This window comes from Thermodesulfobacteriota bacterium (genome assembly GCA_040753795.1).
In the GTDB taxonomy this organism is placed as follows: domain Bacteria; phylum Desulfobacterota; class Desulfobacteria; order Desulfobacterales; family Desulfosudaceae; genus JBFMDX01.
In genome coordinates this window covers 18,339-38,024 of sequence record JBFMDX010000002.1, presented here as the reverse complement: position 1 = coordinate 38,024, position 19,686 = coordinate 18,339, and the positions used below count along the sequence as shown (strand labels likewise).

At 57.8% G+C, this 19,686-nt stretch carries 15 protein-coding genes and 1 pseudogene; 4 read left to right on the top strand and 12 right to left on the bottom strand.

The window, feature by feature from the left end:
* Window positions 1-398 precede the first annotated feature (398 nt).
* A complete protein-coding gene (locus tag AB1724_02915; GenBank protein MEW6076744.1) occupies window positions 399-743 on the top strand; it encodes a hypothetical protein in 345 nt (114 codons plus the stop codon).
* 237 nt (window positions 744-980) lie between these two features.
* On the opposite strand, the pseudogene AB1724_02910 reads toward AB1724_02915, so the two are convergent.
* Both AB1724_02910 and AB1724_02905 read right to left on the bottom strand, forming a co-directional pair.
* Window positions 981-1,420, bottom strand: a pseudogene (locus tag AB1724_02910) (YqaA family protein).
* Window positions 1,421-1,519: 99 nt separating this feature from the next.
* Entirely contained in the window at window positions 1,520-3,172 is a 1,653-nt protein-coding gene (locus AB1724_02905; protein ID MEW6076743.1) for an ATP-binding protein, read from the bottom strand.
* A 534-nt stretch (window positions 3,173-3,706) separates the two neighbouring features.
* On the opposite strand from AB1724_02905, the gene AB1724_02900 reads away from it, so the two are divergent.
* Together AB1724_02900 and AB1724_02895 are read left to right on the top strand one after the other, a co-directional pair.
* Complete coding sequence (locus AB1724_02900; GenBank protein MEW6076742.1) at window positions 3,707-3,967, top strand: type II toxin-antitoxin system RelB/DinJ family antitoxin; 261 nt, start codon at window positions 3,707-3,709, stop codon at window positions 3,965-3,967.
* Window positions 3,967-4,239, top strand: coding sequence for a type II toxin-antitoxin system YafQ family toxin (locus AB1724_02895; protein MEW6076741.1), 273 nt, complete (start codon window positions 3,967-3,969; stop codon window positions 4,237-4,239). Before AB1724_02900 ends, AB1724_02895 begins: the two co-directional genes overlap by 1 nt.
* 294 nt (window positions 4,240-4,533) lie before the next feature.
* Here the strand turns inward: AB1724_02895 and AB1724_02890 are convergent, their stop codons facing one another.
* From AB1724_02890 to AB1724_02870, 5 genes are all read right to left on the bottom strand, one after another.
* Window positions 4,534-7,500, bottom strand: coding sequence for an insulinase family protein (locus AB1724_02890; GenBank protein ID MEW6076740.1), 2,967 nt, complete (start codon window positions 7,498-7,500; stop codon window positions 4,534-4,536).
* Window positions 7,501-7,599: 99 nt separating this feature from the next.
* On the bottom strand, window positions 7,600-7,983 hold the full coding sequence (locus AB1724_02885) for a hypothetical protein (GenBank protein MEW6076739.1): 384 nt from the start codon (window positions 7,981-7,983) through the stop codon (window positions 7,600-7,602).
* Between the two features lie 284 nt (window positions 7,984-8,267).
* Window positions 8,268-11,375 (bottom strand): efflux RND transporter permease subunit, encoded by a 3,108-nt coding sequence (locus AB1724_02880; protein ID MEW6076738.1) that lies wholly within the window; start codon window positions 11,373-11,375, stop codon window positions 8,268-8,270.
* Window positions 11,372-12,490, bottom strand: a complete 1,119-nt coding sequence (locus AB1724_02875) for an efflux RND transporter periplasmic adaptor subunit (GenBank protein ID MEW6076737.1) — start codon at window positions 12,488-12,490, stop codon at window positions 11,372-11,374. The genes AB1724_02880 and AB1724_02875 overlap by 4 nt, the downstream gene beginning before the upstream one ends.
* On the bottom strand, window positions 12,487-13,995 hold the full coding sequence (locus tag AB1724_02870; GenBank protein MEW6076736.1) for a TolC family protein: 1,509 nt from the start codon (window positions 13,993-13,995) through the stop codon (window positions 12,487-12,489). The genes AB1724_02875 and AB1724_02870 overlap by 4 nt, the downstream gene beginning before the upstream one ends.
* A gap of 105 nt (window positions 13,996-14,100) precedes the next feature.
* On the opposite strand from AB1724_02870, the gene AB1724_02865 reads away from it, so the two are divergent.
* The gene (locus AB1724_02865) at window positions 14,101-14,988 is read left to right on the top strand and encodes an MBL fold metallo-hydrolase (GenBank protein MEW6076735.1); all 888 of its coding nucleotides are present in this window, start codon (window positions 14,101-14,103) and stop codon (window positions 14,986-14,988) included.
* Here AB1724_02865 and AB1724_02860 read toward each other — a convergent pair.
* The 5 genes from AB1724_02860 to AB1724_02840 all read right to left on the bottom strand — a co-directional run bounded on the left by AB1724_02860 (window position 14,985) and on the right by AB1724_02840 (window position 19,675).
* On the bottom strand, window positions 14,985-15,878 hold the full coding sequence (locus AB1724_02860) for an alpha/beta hydrolase (GenBank protein ID MEW6076734.1): 894 nt from the start codon (window positions 15,876-15,878) through the stop codon (window positions 14,985-14,987). The two genes, AB1724_02865 and AB1724_02860, sit on opposite strands and share 4 nt — an antisense overlap.
* A 418-nt stretch (window positions 15,879-16,296) precedes the next feature.
* A complete protein-coding gene (locus tag AB1724_02855; protein MEW6076733.1) occupies window positions 16,297-16,560 on the bottom strand; it encodes a hypothetical protein in 264 nt (87 codons plus the stop codon).
* A 55-nt stretch (window positions 16,561-16,615) separates the two neighbouring features.
* Entirely contained in the window at window positions 16,616-17,266 is a 651-nt protein-coding gene (locus tag AB1724_02850) for a hypothetical protein (GenBank protein ID MEW6076732.1), read from the bottom strand.
* 216 nt (window positions 17,267-17,482) lie between these two features.
* Window positions 17,483-18,136, bottom strand: a complete 654-nt coding sequence (locus AB1724_02845) for a hypothetical protein (protein ID MEW6076731.1) — start codon at window positions 18,134-18,136, stop codon at window positions 17,483-17,485.
* A gap of 72 nt (window positions 18,137-18,208) precedes the next feature.
* A complete protein-coding gene (locus AB1724_02840; GenBank protein ID MEW6076730.1) occupies window positions 18,209-19,675 on the bottom strand; it encodes a DUF1302 family protein in 1,467 nt (488 codons plus the stop codon).
* Between the last annotated feature and the right edge of the window lie 11 nt (window positions 19,676-19,686).

The following is a 19,686-nucleotide window of genomic DNA, read 5'->3' as shown; positions in this document are numbered from 1 at the left end:
ACTAGCTCCTTTGGTTGCCGCCGTTGCAAAAAGTGTGGTTGTGAGCGCTTCTGAGCCTTTTGGGGAATAGCCGGATGGCGTCATCCGCTAAAAGTCGTAGGGGCACGGCGCGCCGTGCCCCTACCGTCCGAGGGTGCAGGCAGATAATTCAGGAATATTCCGGACAGCCCGAGTTCGAGAAACGCCGCGGATGAGGGCAGCCGGCCCCAAAAGGGTCACGGCGCGAGCAAGCATGTTTTTTGCAGGACCGCAGGCTATATTTTTCACCAGCAGAATTTATTCACAAATAGGGGGTCGCATTCGGCAAGGGGTTTTGGCTCGCTCCCCGGGCTTTTTGGGCGGGCCCAAGGTTGGGCGATATAATTGTGCCTCAATAAAAGACAGGGAGGATTAACACCATGAAGATTTTTCGTGTGTATCTTGTCATTCTTCTGATTGTCTTAACCGCTTACACGCTCATGGTCGCGAACAAACATGGGTGGAACCTTCTTCCGATTTTCTTTTCCAATATTTTCGAAATGTCATGGTCCGGTCAGTTCAATTTTGATTTTATGACGTTTCTAAGCCTTTCCGGAATCTGGGTGGCCTGGCGCCATCAGTTTTCCGCCGGTGGTATTATCTTAGGCGTCATAGCGTTCTTCGGTGGCATGATGTTTCTCGCCCCTTACCTGCTTTATGCGGCCTTCCAAGCCGGAGATGATGTAACCGTTCTGTTTTTGGGAAAAAACCGAGCGATTCAATAAGTGGCAAAAAGTGTGGTTGTGAGCGCCTTTGAGCCTTTTGGAAAATAGCCGGGTGGCATCATCCGCGAAATACGTTTCTCGCTGCCTGAGGGTGTAAGGCAGGTCTTTTTAAAACATCCCGTGCAGCCCGAGTTCGAGAAACGCCGCGGATGAGGACAGCCGGCCCCAAAAGGGTCACGGCGCGAAAAAACATGCTTTTTGCAATTCCGCGGCCCAATCGACTGGCGACATACCCGGTCAGGAAATTTTCAGTGTCAGATAAGCGATGACGACATACCGGATCAGTTTGCCGGCGGTAACCAGTGGCGCAAACCACAGCATGCGGATGCGCAATACGCCGGCGACAACAGTCAGGGGATCACCGATGACCGGGACCCAGGCAAAACAAAGGGAAACCAGCCCGTATTTTTCAAAACGCCGCTCGGCCGCTACAAAATCCTCCTCGGACATTTTCAGCCATTTTTTTATCACGCCCAGACTGGCCCAATATCCCAGCGCGTAGTTCGTCAAAGAGCCCAGCACGTTTCCAGTGGTCGCGACCAGCACAGCCCGACCGGCGATAAGCCGTTCAGCAGCAGGGCGGTCAACACCACCTCTGAACTTAACGGTAAAACAGTAGCCGCCAGAAACGCGGCCATAAAAAGGCCGGCGTAGCCGAATTCGCTGAAGTACTCCATCTCTCCTGACAGTTCTGAATATGAATAAGGATAGCCCGGTCAAACCAGAAAGGCCGGATCCGGCAACCAGGGCGGCAGGGGCAAGACGGCCCAGGCGAATCAACCGTCCAGGGTTTCCCGGACCTTGGCGGCCAGAGCACGGGCATTGAAGGGCTTGCGCAGGATCCGGACGCCTTCCGCCTGCATCCCGTGGGGAGCGATGACGTCGTCGGCATATCCGGTCATAAACAGCACCTTCACTTCGGGCCGCCGCGAAAGCGCCTGAAAGGAAAGTTCTTTTCCACTTATTCCCGGCATGATGATATCAGTCAGCAGCAGGTGGATCCGGCCGTCATGGCGGTCCATCACCGACAGGGCCTCCTCGCCCCCGGCTGCCGCCAGAACATGGTAGCCCCAGGCTTCGAGCAATTGCCGCGACATCTGGCGCAAATGCTCTTCATCCTCCACCAGCAGGATTGTTTCCGAACCGCCCGGGGCCGGCAACGCTTCAGCGCCCAACGCCTCGACCAGAGCCGCGGAAACGCCGGCCGTCTCATGGGTGACGGGCAAAAAAACGCTAAAGGTGGTGCCCCGACCGACATGGCTGTCCACCTGGATATCACCGCCGTGCTGCTTGACAATGCCATAGGCGGAGGAAAGGCCCAGGCCGGTTCCCCGGCCCACCCCTTTGGTTGTATAAAACGGCTCGAAAAGATGCGACCGGACCGTGTCGTCCATACCGCAACCGGTATCTTGAATCATCAGCTTGACGTATGTGCCGGGAAGAATGTCCGGGCACCGGTCGGCCTCTCCGCCTTTCAGTTCGTCGGTCGCAGTTGTTATGGTTAACTCTCCACCCCCGTTCATGGCGTCCTGGGCATTAAGAACCATATTCATGACGACCTGTTCCAGCTGGCCATGGTCTCCTTTAATGCAGGGTAGACGATCGGCCAGATTCATGCGGATGATAATGTCCTCCCGGATCGTCCGTCGCAGCAGCTTTTCAAATCCGGTCAGCAGAACGTTCACATCCACCGGCCGGAATTCCAAGGGCTGCCTGCGGCTGAAAGCCAGCAATTGCCGGACCAGATCGCTCGCCCGCCGACCTGCTTGAAGGATGACCTCGATTGCCTGCCGGCGGCGATCATCGGACTCCATCTGATCCCGAAGCAGTTCTCCATAACCGAGAATCGGCGTCAGGAGGTTATTCAAATCGTGAGCGGCACCGCCGGCCAGGCGACCGATGGATTCCAGTTTCTGGGATTGATAAAACTGCTCCTCCAGGCGCGCTTTTTCCGCCTCGGCTCTTTTGCGCGCAGTAATATCCTGTACCGTCCCGTAAAGCCGGAAGATCCGGCCGTCCGCGTCTTTTTCCGGAAACCCACGGGCCAGGCACCAGCGGGGCTCGCCGTCCTTGCGATAAGTCCGGATCTCCATTTCATAGGGCGTGCCGCCTTCTTTGGCCGTCAGGCCGGCCTGCCGCAGCCGGGCCATGTCCTCCGGATGGGTGTAACCGCCATGCTCGGACCAGCGGCCGGGCTTTTCGGCTGGATCCAGCCGAAAAAGACGGTAAAGTCCCTCCGACCAGATAACCTTGTCCGTGGCGATATCCCATTCCCAACTGCCGACCTCGGCCACGCTTTCCGTCCGGGACAGCATCTCCTGATTATGGGAAAGGGCCTGGAGGGACTGCTTGAGTTCTTTTTCGGTTTTTTCGAGTTCTCTGACCCGATTTTTCAAAGCTTCGTAACTGGGCTGGTCTGTTTTAAACATATTCGAAATAACAGCGCTTGATCATGGCGTCATCCATGCGCGCCGCTGATCGATATTGGTTGTTTTTTCTCCCCCATTTCTGAATAAAATATATCATAAATGTAATCATACATAAAACCAATTTCACACTCTCTTGGACGGGCCATTGACAGGTGAGCCCTTGAGCGTTGCAAAAAGCGTGAGGGTGAGCGCCTTTGAGCTTTTGGAAAATAGCCGGGTGGCGTCATCCGCGAAAAGCGTTTCTCGCTGTTTGAGGGTGCAGGCAGATAATTCAGGAATATTTTTGAACAGCCCGAGTTCGAGAAACGCCGCGGATAAGGACAGCCGGCCCCAAAAGGGTCACGGCGCGAACAATCATGCGTTTTGCGGGACCGCATGTTATATTTTCCACCAGCAAAAATTTATTCACAAATAGTGGGTCACATACGAAAAGGGGTTTGGGCACCTTAATTCATCCCGACAGAAGCCTTTTGCAACTCTTGACAATGCACCCCATTTGAGGTACAAATACAAGAAAATAAATGGAGGTTACTCATGGGTAAAACATCCACCATCAGAGCGCGAATTGAACCAGCCTTAAAAGGGAAAGCTGAGAACATATTTCAAAAGCTTGGATTGACGACAACTCAGGCAATAACCCTGTTCTATAAGCAGGTTGAATTAAAAAAGGGGCTCCCTTTTGATGTAGCCATTCCGAATAAGATCACCCGTAAAACGTTTTCCGATACGGATGCCGGTCGCGATTTGATTGTTTGCACAGATACTGACGATATGTTTAAAAAGTTAGGCCTCTGATGCTTACCCCTTCCTATACAAAGCAGTTTGAGCGCGACATCAAGCGGATGAGAAAGCAAGGGAAAAATCTTGATAAGCTGAAAATAATCATCTGCTCCATAATGACGGAAGAACCGCTTGATGCCATTCATCGCGACCATAAGTTGCTTGGCAACTGGAAGGGACGACGGGAATGCCACATTGAATCTGACTGGCTGTTGATTTATGTGGTTGATTCAGATCTCGTTATTTTCGAGCGGACCGGCACGCACGCTGATTTATTTCAAAAATAAAAAGGATTAAGGCTCACGGCGACTCGGTTCCCTCGCGGCAAATCCCGGCCGTTGCAAAAAGCGTGAGTGTGAGCGCCTTTGAGCCTTTTGGGAGAAAGCCGGGTGCCTTCATCCGCAAAAAGCGTATCTCGTTGTTTGAGGGTGTAGGCAGATGTTTCAGAAATATTCAGAACAGCCCGAGTTCGAGAAACGCCGCGGATGAGGACAGCCGGCCCCAAAAGGGTCGGGGCGCGAACAAGCATGCTTTTTGCAGGACCGCAGGATTCCAGGGGCGGCCTGAAGGCCGCCCCTGCATCAAATCTTGTTTAACGCCAGCGGCGGGACGAGTTCGTGGTTGGCCGCCTCCAGCTTGTCTTTATCCGAGATGACGGCGATGCCGTATTGACGCGTATCGCCCGGGAAACAGGCGCGGGCGGCCGCGACGACCCTGGCTTTGGTGACGGCCAGCACCCCCTCCTTGAAGGACTGCCGCTGATCGTCGGACAGGGCCATCAGTTTGCGCTGAAAGGCCCGCAACCCCTTTTCCGCCGGCGTCAGGGGCCGGTCAATGTCCGAGCAGACCTGCAGGATGGACTCCTTGATCTCCTCGTCGGAAAAGTTGTCCTCCTGGATGAACGCCGCCGCCCGGCGGTAAACCTCCAGGGTATTGACGATGTGGGGATCCCGGTAAGAGGCAAAACAGAATTGGCCGTCCTCGGAATTGTAGAGGGCGTATCCGCCATAGGCCCCGCCTTTTTCGCGGATCTCCCGGTGCAGAAAGGAGGATTTGAGCAGCCGGGCGATGACGGCCAGGGCCGGCGCGTCCGGGTGACCCAGGCGGATGGTGTTGAAAACCGAGGCCACAAAAGAGACGGCCGTGGCCGTGCTCCACCCCTCCAGGGGAATGTCCGCCGGCGGGGCGATGACCGGCGGGGCGAAAGCATCACTGCCGGCTGCTTCGGGCAGCGCGGCCGCCAGGGACTCGGCAAAAGAAACGGCCGGGCCCAGCATGGGGTCATCGCCGGTCAGACCGGTTCTCAAGTTCCCCTGCCGCAGCAGGGCAACCGCTGCCCGGCGCAGGTCAGTTGCGATGGCCGCAAGCGCCGTCTCATTCAGGTCGGCGGTGATGGCTTTAATGTATTGCAGTTGCCGGACGCCGTACCACTGCTCGGACAGGGCGCTGGCAGGCGAGAAGTTGCGCGAGGCCAGGGACATGGCCAGGCGGTGGCCGTTGTGCACCACCGCCGATTCCAGGGAGGCCCGGTATTCCATCAGCAGCTGCCGGAGGCGTTCGAGGTTGGAGAAATCAAACTCGCAGAAAAGTTCCCGGATGATTTCAAACAGCCGCTCCTGGTTTCTCTCCAGGCACTTGCCGGTAAAGGAAACATAGGCCACGCATTCTCCAGCCGGGGTGTAGCGGGTATGGGACTGGGCGGACAGGCCGATGCCGCCGGTATAGCGATCGATAAACCGGGCCACCTCCAGATAATCCCTTTTCTTGGTGCCCATGCGCGGCAGGGCGGCGCAGAAAAACGGGGCCAGCAGCGTCAGGTCCTCCGGCAACTCGGCGGTCCCGGCCGCGGCCGAGAAATAGAAGATGCCCGAGGTCGGCTGGGGGAAGCAGACGACGGATGGCGGCCCGGCCTGCTCCCTGATCCTGGCGACCTCCGGCGGGATGTCGGACAACTCCAGGGTCGGCAGCACCGATAAATCCTCCTCGGCCTCCTGAAGACGGAGCAGAAGCGCGTTGTCTTCCTCGATTTTTTTCATGTCCGCTTCGGACAGTGCCTGCCGGGTTTTCTCCAGGGTTTCGGCCACCTGCCGGTTCTCCCGCTCGGCCAGTTCCGTGTCCGGGGAAAGGGTCAGGGTCACCCGGTGGGGGTTGTCCAAGAAGCAGGTCCGGATCATGTTTTCCAGAAACGGCCCGGCCGCCATTTCATCGTAAAGGCGTTTGATATCCGGATCGATGTTGATCATCTCCTCGGGCGGGGCGCCGTGGAACCAGCCGGAGGCCAGGCTTAAAAACAGTTTCAGGCCGTATGGGTAGGGCGAGTTGGTGATCTCCTTGCGGTGGAATTCGATCTGGTGTACGGCCGCGTCGACCAGGTCGCGGTCGATGCCGTTATCGGCCAGTCCGGCCAGGGTCTTGATGATGAGGGCTTCGACAGCCGGCGCGTCCTCTTTCTTCACGTCCTTCAGGCCGCAGGCGAACATGGTGTCCCGGATGTCGGCGGAAAACCCGGTGCCGTCGGACAGGGAAGATCCCATTCCGGAATCGATCAGGGCCTTGTAGAGGGGGGACGCCGGGTTGCCCAGCAGCACCTCTTCTAACACCAGCAGGGCCAGGACCGTGAAGCTGTCGCGGATGTCGGACGTCAGCCAGGCCACGCAGACCTGGTGCTTCCGGTCAATGTCCTCCTCGTCCTCAGAAATGGCATAAGCGCAGGCAGCCTGACGGGGCGCCTGCCATCTCGGCTGGGAAGGCACCTCCGTGCCGGGGTCGATGCGGCCGACGCCGTCCAGCACCCGGCGGCTGATATATTCCAGGTGGTCGGCCGCCGGGATGTCGCCGTAGGTGTAGAAAAAGGCGTTGCTGGGATGGTAGTGCCGGCGATGAAAGGCCACCAGCTGTTCGTGGGACAGGGACGGGATGACGCCGGGATCGCCGCCGGAATTGAAATGATAGGTGGTGTCCGGATAAAGGTGTTCCAGGAGCGCGTGGGACAGCACCTGGTCCGGGGAGGACATGGCGCCTTTCATTTCATTGTAGACCACGCCCTGGTAAGACAGGACCTTGTTGTCGTCGTCGCCGCCGCCAGCGGTGTCGAGCCGGTGTCCTTCCTGCTTGAAGCTCAGCTCGGACAGAACCGGGAAAAAAACCGCGTCCAGGTAGACGTCCATGAGGTTGTAGAAATCCTTGCGATTGGGCGAGGCAAAGGGATACATGGTCCAGTCGGAAGCGGTAAAGGCGTTCATGAAGGAGTTCAGGCTTCGCCTGATCATGGAGAAGAAGGGGTCCCGGACGGGATACTTCTTTGAACCGCACAGGATGGTGTGCTCCAGGATGTGGGCCACGCCGGTGGAGTCCCGGGGGATGGTCTTAAAGCCCACGGCAAAGCAGTTCTCCTGATCCTCGACGGCGACATGCAGGTGCCGGGCGCCGGTGGCCAGATGCTCGAATTCATAAACAACGCCGTGAATTTCTTTGAAGGGAATAATTTTTCTAACGATATAGCCGTGGCACTCCCGGCCCACGGTAAGGGCGTTCCCGCGACAGGTCATAGAGGTCTCCATGTGGCGGCGGCATACGGACGGCAGGAGATTGGCGACCGGGCGCCACCGGTGTTGGCAAACAAGCAGATTAGGACTTGAAGTTAGACGTCAGGCTGGAAAATATTGGCCCCGTCCGACGCGCTTGATCTTTTCCAGCTTGTTCAGCCGGAAAATGATGTTTCGCAGCTTTTTTTCCTCAAACCCGGTTTTTTTCTGAAGCGCGGCAAAATCCGCGCCTTTTTTGGCGCGGGTAATCGCTTCCAGGACAACGCTGGTGGCGGAAAGGCGACGGGCCCCGCCTTTTTTCCCTTTTGGTCCGGCGGCGATTCTCACCTTCAGGGGTTGCGCCGCCGCGGCCTTTTTGACCATCTTTTCCAGGCGGTCAATTTTGGCGTTCAGCTTCTCGATGTCCTTTTTCCCGGGAATATCGAGGTTTCTCAGCAGCGATTTAAAGGCTGCGTCCATGGATACGGCTTTTGCTTTTCTTGCCATGAGCATTCTCCTCGTTAAAAATTAGCAATTCATGTCGGTCCCGGAAGCAGCCATAAAGTCACACAGTGTTTCTCTCAAGCAGAAATCCGCCGTCCCGCCGGCATCAGGATGCCGCTGACGCGGCCACCACCCTTTAAATGTAAGTCATTGCCTGAAATTGTTTTTAGTAAATGAAAAAGCAAAAAGCAAGATAATTTATGGGACAAATCAAGGGTATGCGATCGGCAAAGACAAGCAATACGCAATGCAAGCCGGAATTGCCTCAAAAAAAGGAGGGTAAGGAATCATTTGGCGATGGCGCCGGGCCTTTTGAATCGTTCTCCCATCCAGGCCCGGAACTGCTCCATGTACAGGTAGAAAACCGGGGTGACAAACAGGGTCAGGAACTGGGAAAAAATCAGCCCGCCGACCACTGCCAGACCAAGGGGCTGGCGGGATTCGGCGCCGGCGCCCAGGCCAAGGGCGATGGGAATGGTGCCCACCAGGGCGGCCATGGTGGTCATCATGATAGGCCGGAACCGCACCACGCAGGCCTCGAAAATGGCCTCCTCCGGGTCGGCCTGCCTGGTCCGCCGCGCTTCGATGGCAAAATCGATCATGATGATGCCGTTTTTCTTGACCAGACCGATGAGCATGATAACGCCGACAAAGGCATAAATACTCAGATCCACCTGGAAGATCATCAGCGTAACCAGCGCACCGAACCCGGCAAAGGGAAGGGCCGAAAGAATGGTGACGGGATGGATAAAGCTTTCGTACAGAATGCCCAGCACCATGTAGATGACCAGGATGGCCATGATCAGCAGCAGGCCCAGTCCCTGCATGGAAGAGGCAAACGCCTGAGCCGCGCCCTGGAAGGCGGTGGTGATGGAAGGCGGCAGAACCGAAGCGGCCAGACGGTCGATGTCCCTGACCGCGGTCCCCAGGGGGTGACCCGGATGGAGGTTGAAGGAGATGGTGACGGAAATCTGCTGGCCGGTGTGGTTGATGGACAGGGGGCCCAGGCTGCTGCCGATCTCCGCCACGGCGGTGATGGGAACCAGTTCTCCGGCGTCGGATCGCACATGCAGCAGGGTAAGGTCGGCCGGTTCTTCCTGGAAGTCTTCGGCCACCTCAAAAATGACTTCATAGGTATTGTTCGGCGCGTAAATAGTGGAAATCTGCCGCGAGCCGTAGGCGTAATACAGGGTGTCCTCGATCCGCTCCACGGATATCCCCAGGCTGGCGGCTTTATCCCGATTGATCCGGATATCGGTCTGGGGATTCTTCATCTCCAGGTCGGAGTTGATGTCGGTCAGGCCCGGCAGGCCCCGCATCTTTTCCTCCATGCGCGCGGCGTACCGGTAAAGCTCATCGGTATCGGTCCCCTGCAGCGTATACTGGTAAAGGCCTTTGGTCATGCGGCCCGTCAGGCGGATGGGTGGGGGCACCTGGGGCATGGCCATGATGCCCGGCACCTGGGCAAGCTTTTGCCGCAGCCGAACGACAACTTCATCCGCCGAGCTTTGCCGTTCGGCGCGGGGCTTGAGACGGATAAACAGCACCCCGGTGTTGCTGCTGGAGGTTCCCCGGGATCCGGAACTGGACATGAAGGCGGCCACATCCGGATCCTGGCGGACAATGGCCGCCAGCTCCTGCTGGTGGGCCATCATAGACTGAAAGGAAATGCCCTGAGCGCCCTGGGTAAAGGCGAAGATCTGATCATTGTCCTCGGTGGGGATGAATCCCTTGGGAATTTTCACAAACAGCACCCCGGTGCCGATCAGGATCAGGGCCGAAAAAATCATCACCAGCCGGCGGCGGGCCATGGACCAGCGCAAGCCGATCCTGTACCCGTTCAACATTTTTTCAAAAAGCCGTTCAAAGGCATTGTAGGCCCGGCCATGGCGTTTCTCCCCCGGCGGCTTCAAAAAACGGCTGCACAGCATGGGCGTCAGGGTCAGGGAGATAAACCCGGAAATCAGGATGGCAACGCCGATGGTGACGGAAAACTCCTTGAACAGGCGGCCGATGATGCCGCCCATGAACAGCACCGGGAGGAACACCGCCGCCAGGGAAAAGGTCATGGACAGAATGGTGAAGCCGATTTCCCGGGAGCCGTCCACCGCGGCCGTGTGCGGGTCCTTGCCCATTTCCATATGCCGGACGATGTTTTCCAGCATGACGATAGCGTCATCCACCACGAACCCGACGCTTAAGGTCAGGGCCATCAGGGACAGGTTGTCCAGGCTGTAATCCAGCAGATACATGACGGCAAAGGTGCCGATGACCGACATGGGCAGAGCCAGGCTGGGAATGGTGGTGGCCGACAGGTTCCGCAGGAAGACAAAGATGACCGCCACCACCAGAAACAGGGTCAGCACCAGGGTCAGCTTGACGTCGACCACCGACTGGCGGATAGATTCGGAACGGTCGAAAAGAAGCTTCATGGTGACCGAAGCGGGCAGCTGCTCCCCCAGCTTGTCCACCAGCCGGCGGACATCGCGGGCCACCTCCACGGTGTTGGTCCCGGGCTGACGCTGAACGGCCAGAACAATGGCCCGCTGAATCTTTTCCGGTTCCCCGAACCAGGCGGCCACCTTGTTGTTTTCCACGCTGTCGACGGCTATACCGATGTCCTGTATCCGGACCGGGCGGCCGTCACGATAGGCCACGATCAGGTCGAGGTAACCGGCGGCACGTCGGATCTGGCCGTCGGCCTGAACCGTGTAGGCCACGTTCGGGCCATACAGAGTGCCGGTGGGAAGGTTGACATTGGCGGCGCCGATGGCCTGAGCCACTTCGTCCAGACCGATGTCTTTATTGGAGAGCTTCTCCGGGTCCACCTGGATCCGGACGGCGTATTTCTGGGACCCGTACACCATGACCTGGGCCACGCCACTGACCATGGAAATGCGCTGGGCCAGAAGGGTTTCCCCGTATTCGTTCAGTTCATACAGAGGCAGGGTCGGCGAGGTCAGGGCCACATAGACAATGGGCTGGTCGGCGGGGTTGACTTTCTGAAAGGTCGGCGGCGTCGGCATGTCGTCGGGAAGGTTTCTCAGGGCGGCGGAGATGGCGGCCTGGACATCCTGGGCGGCGGCGTCGATATTCCGCTCCAGGTCGAACATGATAGTGATGCTGGTCCGGCCGATGACGCTGGTGGAGGTCATGGAATCAATGCCGGCGATGGTGGAAAACTGTTTTTCCAGGGGCGTCGCCACTGCCGAGGCCATGGTTTCCGGACTGGCCCCGGGCAGACCGGCCGACACCTGGATGGTGGGAAAATCCACGTTGGGCAGATCGCTGACCGGCAGCCGGCGGTAGGCCGACAGGCCGAAGATCAGGATGCCCAGCATGACCAGGGTGGTCATGACGGGACGGAAAATGAACAGGTCGGACATGCCTCTCATGGCTGGCCGGCCTCCCCGTTTTTGATGACAATCCGGGCGCCGGGCGTCAGCCGCAGCTGACCGTCGGTCACCACCTGCTCACCGGCGGCCAGCCCGTCTTCTATTACCGTTTCCTGACCCGCCTGGACGGCGACGGTAATATTTCTGATTTCCACGGTCATATCGCTTTTGACCGCGAAAACAAAATTGCCCTGCTGGCCCATCTGCACGGCCGCGGATGGCACCACCACGGCCTGCGGACGGGCGCCGACCGTCAGAACGACATTGACGAACTGACCCGGCCACAGCCCGCTGTCCCTGTTTTCAAATACGGCCTTGAGGTCAATGGTGCCGGTTTTCGGATCAACGGCGTTGTCCACAAAGACCAGGCGGCCTTCCCTGACCGCTTCCGTTTTCCCCGCCGGGCGGGCAATAACCGCCAGTTCACGGTCGGCGCCCCACTCCCGGAAATCCGGCAGGCGCTGCTCGGGCACGGCAAACCGGACGTATATGGGTTGAATCTGGTTGATGGTCATCAGGGGCCGGGTGGTTTCGTTGGCCTTGATCAGATTGCCCTCATCGACCAGCAGCGCGCCGGCCCGGCCGTTCAGGGGCGCCGTTATCCGGCAATAAAAGACATTGAGCCGGGCGTTTTCCGCGGCCGCCTCACCCCCCTTGACCACCGCTTCCAACGCTTCGGCATCGGCCTGGGCCTGTTCCGCCTGATTCCTGGTGACATAATCCTTTTTCAGCAGCTCGGCATAGCGCGCGGCGTCTTTTTTGGCCTTTTCCAGGCGGACGCGGTCCCGGGACAGGGCGGCCAGCGCCGATTCCAGCATGGCCTGATAGGGCCGCTCATCAATCTGGATCAGGAGCTGATCTTTGGCCACTTCCTGGCCTTCCCGGATATGAATTTTCACCACCTGTCCGTCCACCCGGGAGGTGATATTGACCGTGGCATAGGCTTCCACCGTGCCAACGGCCGTGATTTCATCGGGCATGTCTTTTAAAACAGCCGCGGCGGTTTTGACCGGAACCTCGGGAACCGGCCGGTTCTGTTCCCTGTCCGAACAGGACAGCAGCGTCGCCAGGATGGCGGGCAGAACAATCGGGAGGAGTCTTTTCAAACAGGTCATGGTTTGTTTTCCTTCATGGTCGCGGACGGCAGCATGTCCAGTACGCCTCTTTCATCCGGATTTCGGCTCCACAGGGCGCCGGTGTCCCGGGCCAGATTGGCCAGGGAAACATACCAGTCAGCCACGGCTTCGACCCGCTGGGCCCGGGCATTTTCCAGGGTGCTCTGGGCGGCCAGCAGATCCAGAAATCCGCCCACGCCCTCCTGGTAGCGCCCCAGGGCCACGTCGTAGGATTGCCGGGCGCTGCTCAACAGGTCCTCGCTGGTATGAACACGCTTGGCGGCGGTCTTCAGGTTGAAGTAGCTGGACCAGACCTGAAAAATGACGCGCTGCTCCAGTGTATTGAATTGCTCCTGTTGAGCCAGGGCCTCCTGTCGCGCCCTGACCAGGTCGTAGCGCCTGGAATAGCCGTAAAACAGGGGGACGTTCACCAGAAGCTCGGTGGTGTTGCCGCTTTCCCACTGGTCGGTGTCGCTGTCCACCCGACCCTCCAGGCGATTGCGCAGGGAAACGGTCGGGAACAGTTCGGAGCGGAACCGGCCGACCCTGGCCATGGCCTGTTCCACGGCACTTTTCCGGGCGGCCAGGTCCGGGCGACTGGCCTGGGCCCGGCGGATACAGTCATCCACCTGATCCGTCACCCGGTCCAGGGGCGGATTCCATGTCAGGTCCTCGATATCATAGGGGGTGTTGGCCGGCATGCCCATGGCCGTGGCCAGGGCGCCGCGCAGCACCTGCACCTGCCCGGCGGCGTCGTCCAGATTCAATTGGGCCTGGGAAAGCGCTGTTTTCGCCTGGAGGACATCGGCAATGGTGGCCAACCCCTGCTCGTGTTGTTTCTCCGCGGCCGCCAGGCTCTGCGTCGCTTCCTGCAAAGAGGCTTCCGCGGATTTGACCAGGGCTTTTGCTTTCACATACTGAAAATAGGTCTGCAGCACCAGCAGCACCGCGTCCTGGATAGCGGCATTGTGGGAAAAGTCGGCCGCCAGCAGGGCCTGACGCTTTTCTTTGACCGAGGCGCTCCGGCCGCCGAAGTCAAACAGCAGCCAGGACAATTCCAGCGCGGGCTCAAAACTGCGGACGGATTCGCCCTCGACCTCGTCAGGGGCGAGATTTTCCCGAACGGCGGCGTCGGTGTTTATATCGAGTTGCGGATAATAGGTTCCTTTTTCGCTGAGAAGATCGGCGGCCGCCGACCGGGCCGTGTACCAGGCCGCCCGGGTCTGGGGATTGTTGCGCAGGGCCACCTCAATCACATCCGTGATTTGCCACTGGCTGCCGGGCCGCAGCAGGTTTTCCGGGATATCGACGGTTTTTTCGGCAGGGAGGAGGGCTGAGATGTCTGCTTTCGGCGGGGTCCATAGCTGATCGGCCGAAGGCGCCACATACTCGTTCAGGGATTGTTCATTGCCCCGATGGGCGCATCCGGCAAAGAGCAGGAGGCTGAAGACGATGATCAGCCGGATAACCGGCGGCAAGATTTGCGATAGTTGGTTATGGTTCATACAATTCCCATAAAAAAAGCCGCTGTCAAAAAACCGGCAATAACGATAATATATTGGGCCATATCACCGGCGCAATATATATTCGGATTAACACAGGAGAGCAATATGGAGCAACGGCGGTTCGGCCATCTGGTGTTTATGCCGGGGAACAATTCCGGCAAATATCCTTTCTGCAATTCCCTGTTCATCGACGATGACATTAAAGGCGTGGTCGATCCGGCCTGCGACGAAAGCCGGCTGGCCGCCCTGCCCCGGTTCGGACCGGCGGACCTGCTGATCAACTCCCACTACCATGAAGACCATTTTGCCTTCAACCACCTGTTTGCCGACGCCACCCTGCTGGTCCACGGCGCCGATGCCCCCTGTTTCCGGTCCCTGGACGCCCTGCTGGAGGCGTACGGTGTTCTGGGTGAAGAGGAAGCGGTTTTCTGGAGACAGATCCTGGTGCAGTCCTTTCATTACCAGGAACGAACGCCGGACCGGCTGCTGGCCGACGGGGATGTCCTTGATTTCGGCCATACCCGCCTGGAAGTAATTCACACGCCCGGCCACACGCCCGGCCATATCAGCCTCTACTGCGAACAAGAGGGCCTGTTGTTTACCGGTGACCTGGACATGACCGCCTTCGGCCCCTGGTACGGGGACCGGGTGTCGGATATTGACGACACCATCCGGTCCGTGAGGCGGCTGATGGAGATCCCGGCCCGGGTTTACATCACCTCACACAACATGGGCGTGATGGAGGGGGACATCAGCAAAGCGGCCGAGGCTTACCTGGCGGTGATCGACGAGCGGGAGGAGAAGATTTTCAATTTTCTGGACGCGCCGAAAACCCTGGAGGAGATCGCCCGCCAGTGGTTCATCTACAAAAAGCCCCGGCAGCCGGAGGCCTTTTACCTCTTCGGCGAGCGGGGCATGGCGGCCAAGCACCTGGAACACCTGATCGCCGGCGGAAAGGTGGCCAGGGACGGCGATTTGTACCGGCGGATTTAATCCAAAGCGTTCAGGTATTCGGCGACGCGCCGGATGCCGGCCACACCTTCGGGCGCCACCGGCGCGAAACTCTGGAAGACATGGATCATCTCCGGCCAGACATCAATGGTGACGTCCACCCCGGCGGCTTTGGCCTTTTCCGCCAGGCGCAGCGAGTCATCCAGCAGGCATTCCCGTTCCCCCACCTGGATCAGCAGCGGCGGCAGGCCGGTCAGATCGGCGTAAAGCGGAGAGGCCAGGGGATGTTCCGGGTCCGTGCCCTGAAGGTACTGGCCGGCCAGAAAGCCCAGAGCCCGGGGCTCGACAAACGGGTCCTCGTCGGCCTTTGTCCGGATGGAGTCGCCGGTCATGGCCAGGTCGGTCCAGGGGGAAAGGCAGAAGGCGGCCCGGGGCAGCCGGTCGCCCTCTTCTCTGAGTTTGATCAAGGCCGCCAGGGCCAGTCCGCCGCCGGCGGAATCTCCGCCGATAATCACCATTCCGGCCGGCACCCCTTCGCTATTCACCAGCCAGCGATAGGCGGCGACCGCGTCATCCACCGCCGCCGGAAAAGGATGCTCCGGCGCCAGCCGGTAGTCAACCGCCAGCAGGAGCCGGCCGGCTTCGACGGCCAGCCGGGAAACCAGGTTGCGGTGGGAGGACAGGGAGCCGGCCGTGTATCCGCCGCCGTGGAAATACAGAATGACGCCCTTGCCGTCACTGCCTGGAACCGCGACCCACTCCGCCGGAACCCCGCCGGCGTCAACGCCGCTCAGGAACACGCCTTCATAGGGCGGGGCCATGGCCGCCAGTTGTTCCAGGCCGTTCCGCATGGCCGCCACGTGCGGCTCGCGGCCTTTGTCCACCGTGTGCTGCAGGAAGGTGATCAGGTTGTGCATCTCTGTGCTGACCATTTGTCTGCCTTGTTCTTCTTCAAGTTGGTTGGCTTGCAGGGTTCAAGGGTTCAAGGAATCAAGGGGTCAAGGGATCGTAGTGTTATGTCCGGGGATGATTGGTTCGCGACTGATTCTTTTCGGGATTCAGCAAACGCCTCCGCTGAAATCGCATAAACTCGGCCTATCGGCCTCAAACAGTATGCGATTTCCGCGCTCCGGCACTTGCTGAATTGATCCCCGAAAACAATCAATGTCGCTCACAAAATCATCCCCACCCATAACGCACTTCCGTGGCGCGCCAGGGCTTTGTATCCCTCGGAACTCGCACCCCTGGATTGACTTTAGCGGTGTTTCCTCTTGTACTTCGAACACTGGCAACAAGTTGCCAGCGCCACCCGTCCAGCCCGAAGTTCATGCGCTTGTTCGGCAGCTTATTCTATCTTGGGAAGTCAGGACAAACACGATTCACCATGTCCATGGCCTCATTTATATTCTTGATACTCTTATCGGAAAGTTCCCTTGGTTTTGCCTTCTTGATTTTGGTGATAGTCGCCCCAAGTTCTTCCATTAGTTCTGAACCTGTCGACCATGCGACCTTGTTAACCATATAGTTAAGTAAATCAGCATCTTTCGCGAGACCATCAGCGCGGAGACTGGCGATCAGTTTTTCGAAGGGCGCGTATGATATTGTCGTGGTCATTTGCATGTTTCTGCCGAACGTCTTCGCCGATCAGGCGCGGCGAAGGGTTATATGCTTAATTCTTAAAATATTCCTTATATTCACCTCTTATATCTGGTGCTGAGGCTTTAAAAGGACCATCAATACCATTGAATAAATACAAAGGAGATATTTCGCCACTCGAAGGATCGTACTCTAAAAAATATTTTGCTTTATTACTCGTAATAAATTCAATTTTTTTATTATTTGTGTGTATTACTTCTAATCCTTCACGTCTTAAAAATTCTTCTGCCTCACTATTATAATAGGACATGTCGCTCATAATTTCATCACGCGCTTCATTACTATTATCAGCAACAAATTTTTGAGTGTCAGCGCCATTTGGATTAATGAAAATTGCACATGGCCTATTAATAGATAGCATAGGCGCTCGGACATAAAAAATAGAAGAACAAGAGATAAAATTGAGAGTAGCAAGAATTACAATTATGAGTTTTTTCATTGTGCACCCCCCGAAACTTCTTCGATTGCCGGCTTCGTCAAACGTCTCTTCGTGAGCGACTCCGATCATTTTGGGAAACAAGGGATCAAAGCCTTCGCGTGATGCAAATTTCAAATCGAAGATGATCTCAAGGCGGCCAGGAGGAGGCGACGCAGGCGTATTGTAATACGCCGAGGAGCCGACGACGCAGCCAACGAAGAGAGCGCTTTGATTTGGAATTTGCATAAGAATTCCTCGCTGTTTGAGGGCGAAGCCCGAGTTCGAGGGATTTAGCGAAGGACTTCTGATCCCGCCCAAAATGATCGCGGAGCGAACAAGAGACGTTGACGAAGCGACCACATTATATTAAGCGGCTCTCCGCTCATCCTGGATTCCCCGGTCAAGCCGGGGAATGACGAATCAGTAAAGGTCGTCTCCCCCTGATTGTCATTTGACTTGCCTTTAGTAGTTCCAGCCCAGCACCCCCAGGCCGATCACGTTCATGACAATCGCCACGGCGTAAATGGCGGCGACAATCGTAATCTTGGTCTTCAGGGTTTTGCGGGTGATGACCAGGATGGCGCCGCAGAAGAAATGGAAATACCCGATGAGGAAGATCAGCCAGACTCCGGCAAAAGACAGGTTCCAGAAGGTATACTCCCAGACCAGGTGGTTGCCCATGTTCAGCAGGCACTCGATAAACACGCAGAAGGCGGAATAGAAGACGGCAAAGAACCATTTTTCCGGCAGGCCCAGAATCTTCAGGCCGGGTTTGTTGGTCAGGGTATGATAATAGATGATGCCCAGGATCAGGAACATGAAGATGATTTCGAGGTTCCAGCCCACGAAAATCCGCAGGGCCGTGTCTCCGGGGGTCGTCCAGAAGGCGGAGCGGCCGGTCAGGACCATGACCCAGCTGTTCCAGGTTTCGTTGAAGAAGTCGATGCCGAACACGGTCAGGCCGGCCAGGACGGGGTCCCAGTTGCCGGTCTGCCGGGCCTCTTTTGCTTCCCGGGCGTAGATGTAGCAGACGATGGCCAGCAGGGGGATGGCGTACCATTTGACCATGGACAGGTCCCTGAGGCCGTTTAAAGCGGCGGTGGTGGCGTCAGTCATTGTTTTCTCCTTTGATAAACCGGCAGGGGCGTGGCGCGCCGTGCCCCTGCGAAAGGCCGTTCTTCCGTATCGTTAAAAGGCATACGTCAGATCCATAAATACCCGGTTGTTGTCGTGAATGTTGTCGTTGAGCACACTGTCGCCGTCCTGGTAGAAGATACAGCCCCCGGTCACCGTGAAGGCATCGGTGATGTCGTAGGCGGCGGAGAGACGCTCGATCAGCCCGTCCTCGGCCTCCATGCCCATGACCACGGCCACGAAGACCAGTTCCAGGCGGTCGTTCATCCGGTTCTGGGTGAACCGGAAGGCCGTGTCAAAGCGGCTGGAATCGGCATAATCCGGAGCCTCGCCCATGTCGTGGTCATACCCGTTGAGGACGGACTGCATAAACTCCAGGGTCAGAGTCGTGTCGGTGAAGCCCATGTATTCGACGCCGGCCAATCCCCGGGTCTGGGACTTGCGGCCGTCGTCATTGGCGTACTGGTAGCCGTCGGATCGCGCCAGTTCGGTTTTGAGCAGCCAGTCGCCTACGGCGTAATTGACGCACAGGCCCGTCATCCACAGGCGGGAGTGCCAGCGTTCATAAATGTCCACCGTCTGCCAGATGACGCTGTTGTCGGGAAGTTGAATGGGGTAGGAAATGACCCCGGTTTTTTCCATGTAACTTTCATTGTCGTAATAATAGGCGCCGTACAGGGAAAAATCCCAGTGCGGGAACACCCCCTTGAGCGCCATGGCATACTCGCTGTTCTCAAAGCTCTGGCCGGGAATTTCTTCGTGGGGCAGGGACATGTCAAAGGGGTAAAAATCGTTGCCGTACACCGGCGTTTTGTTGAAACGCAGTTCCGGAATGACGATGCCGGTAAGGTCATAATAGCCCGAGGGGTTCCGCCATTGATAGTCCGTCCGGATCATGCACACCGGCAGCCGCAGGTCTTCGATATCCACCAGGCCCGGATCGCGGCTGTCCAGGGGGTTTATGATGTCCGTCACCCGGAACGTTTCCGAATTGCCCCAGATTACCAGCTGCCGGCCCGCCCGGATGTCCAGGCCCGGTGCCGGTTTGCCCTCGATATAGGTCTCGCGGAATTCCAGCTCGTCCTCGTATTCATCCAGCACGTCGCGGGTGAACTCGTCATGGCCCTGGATGTGGTAGGCGAAATCATAGAACCCCCGGCCGCTGACCTGGCCGCCCCAGGTGTCGGTGAATTTCGCTTCCAGGGTCAGATCCAGAGACGCCCGCAGGCGGGACAGGCCGCGATAGTCGGTCTGACCCGGATCCGGCTTCTCATGGGCCACGTTCCAGACGGAGGACAGAGTCGCCTCGCCGCTTAAGTCCAGGCGGCCGGCCAGGCCTTCGTCTTCACCCGCCGCCGGAGCGTTCGCGGCCGAAGCGCCTTTCTCATCAAAACCGGACATGACGTCTTCATAACCGGTGGCGCCGGCATACGAATCCACCGCCGCCGTCAGCGGCAGCAGCAACACAACGGCGACCAGCACCGGACCGCACAGTCGTTTCAACAAACAAACATGTTTCATGATTTCCCCCC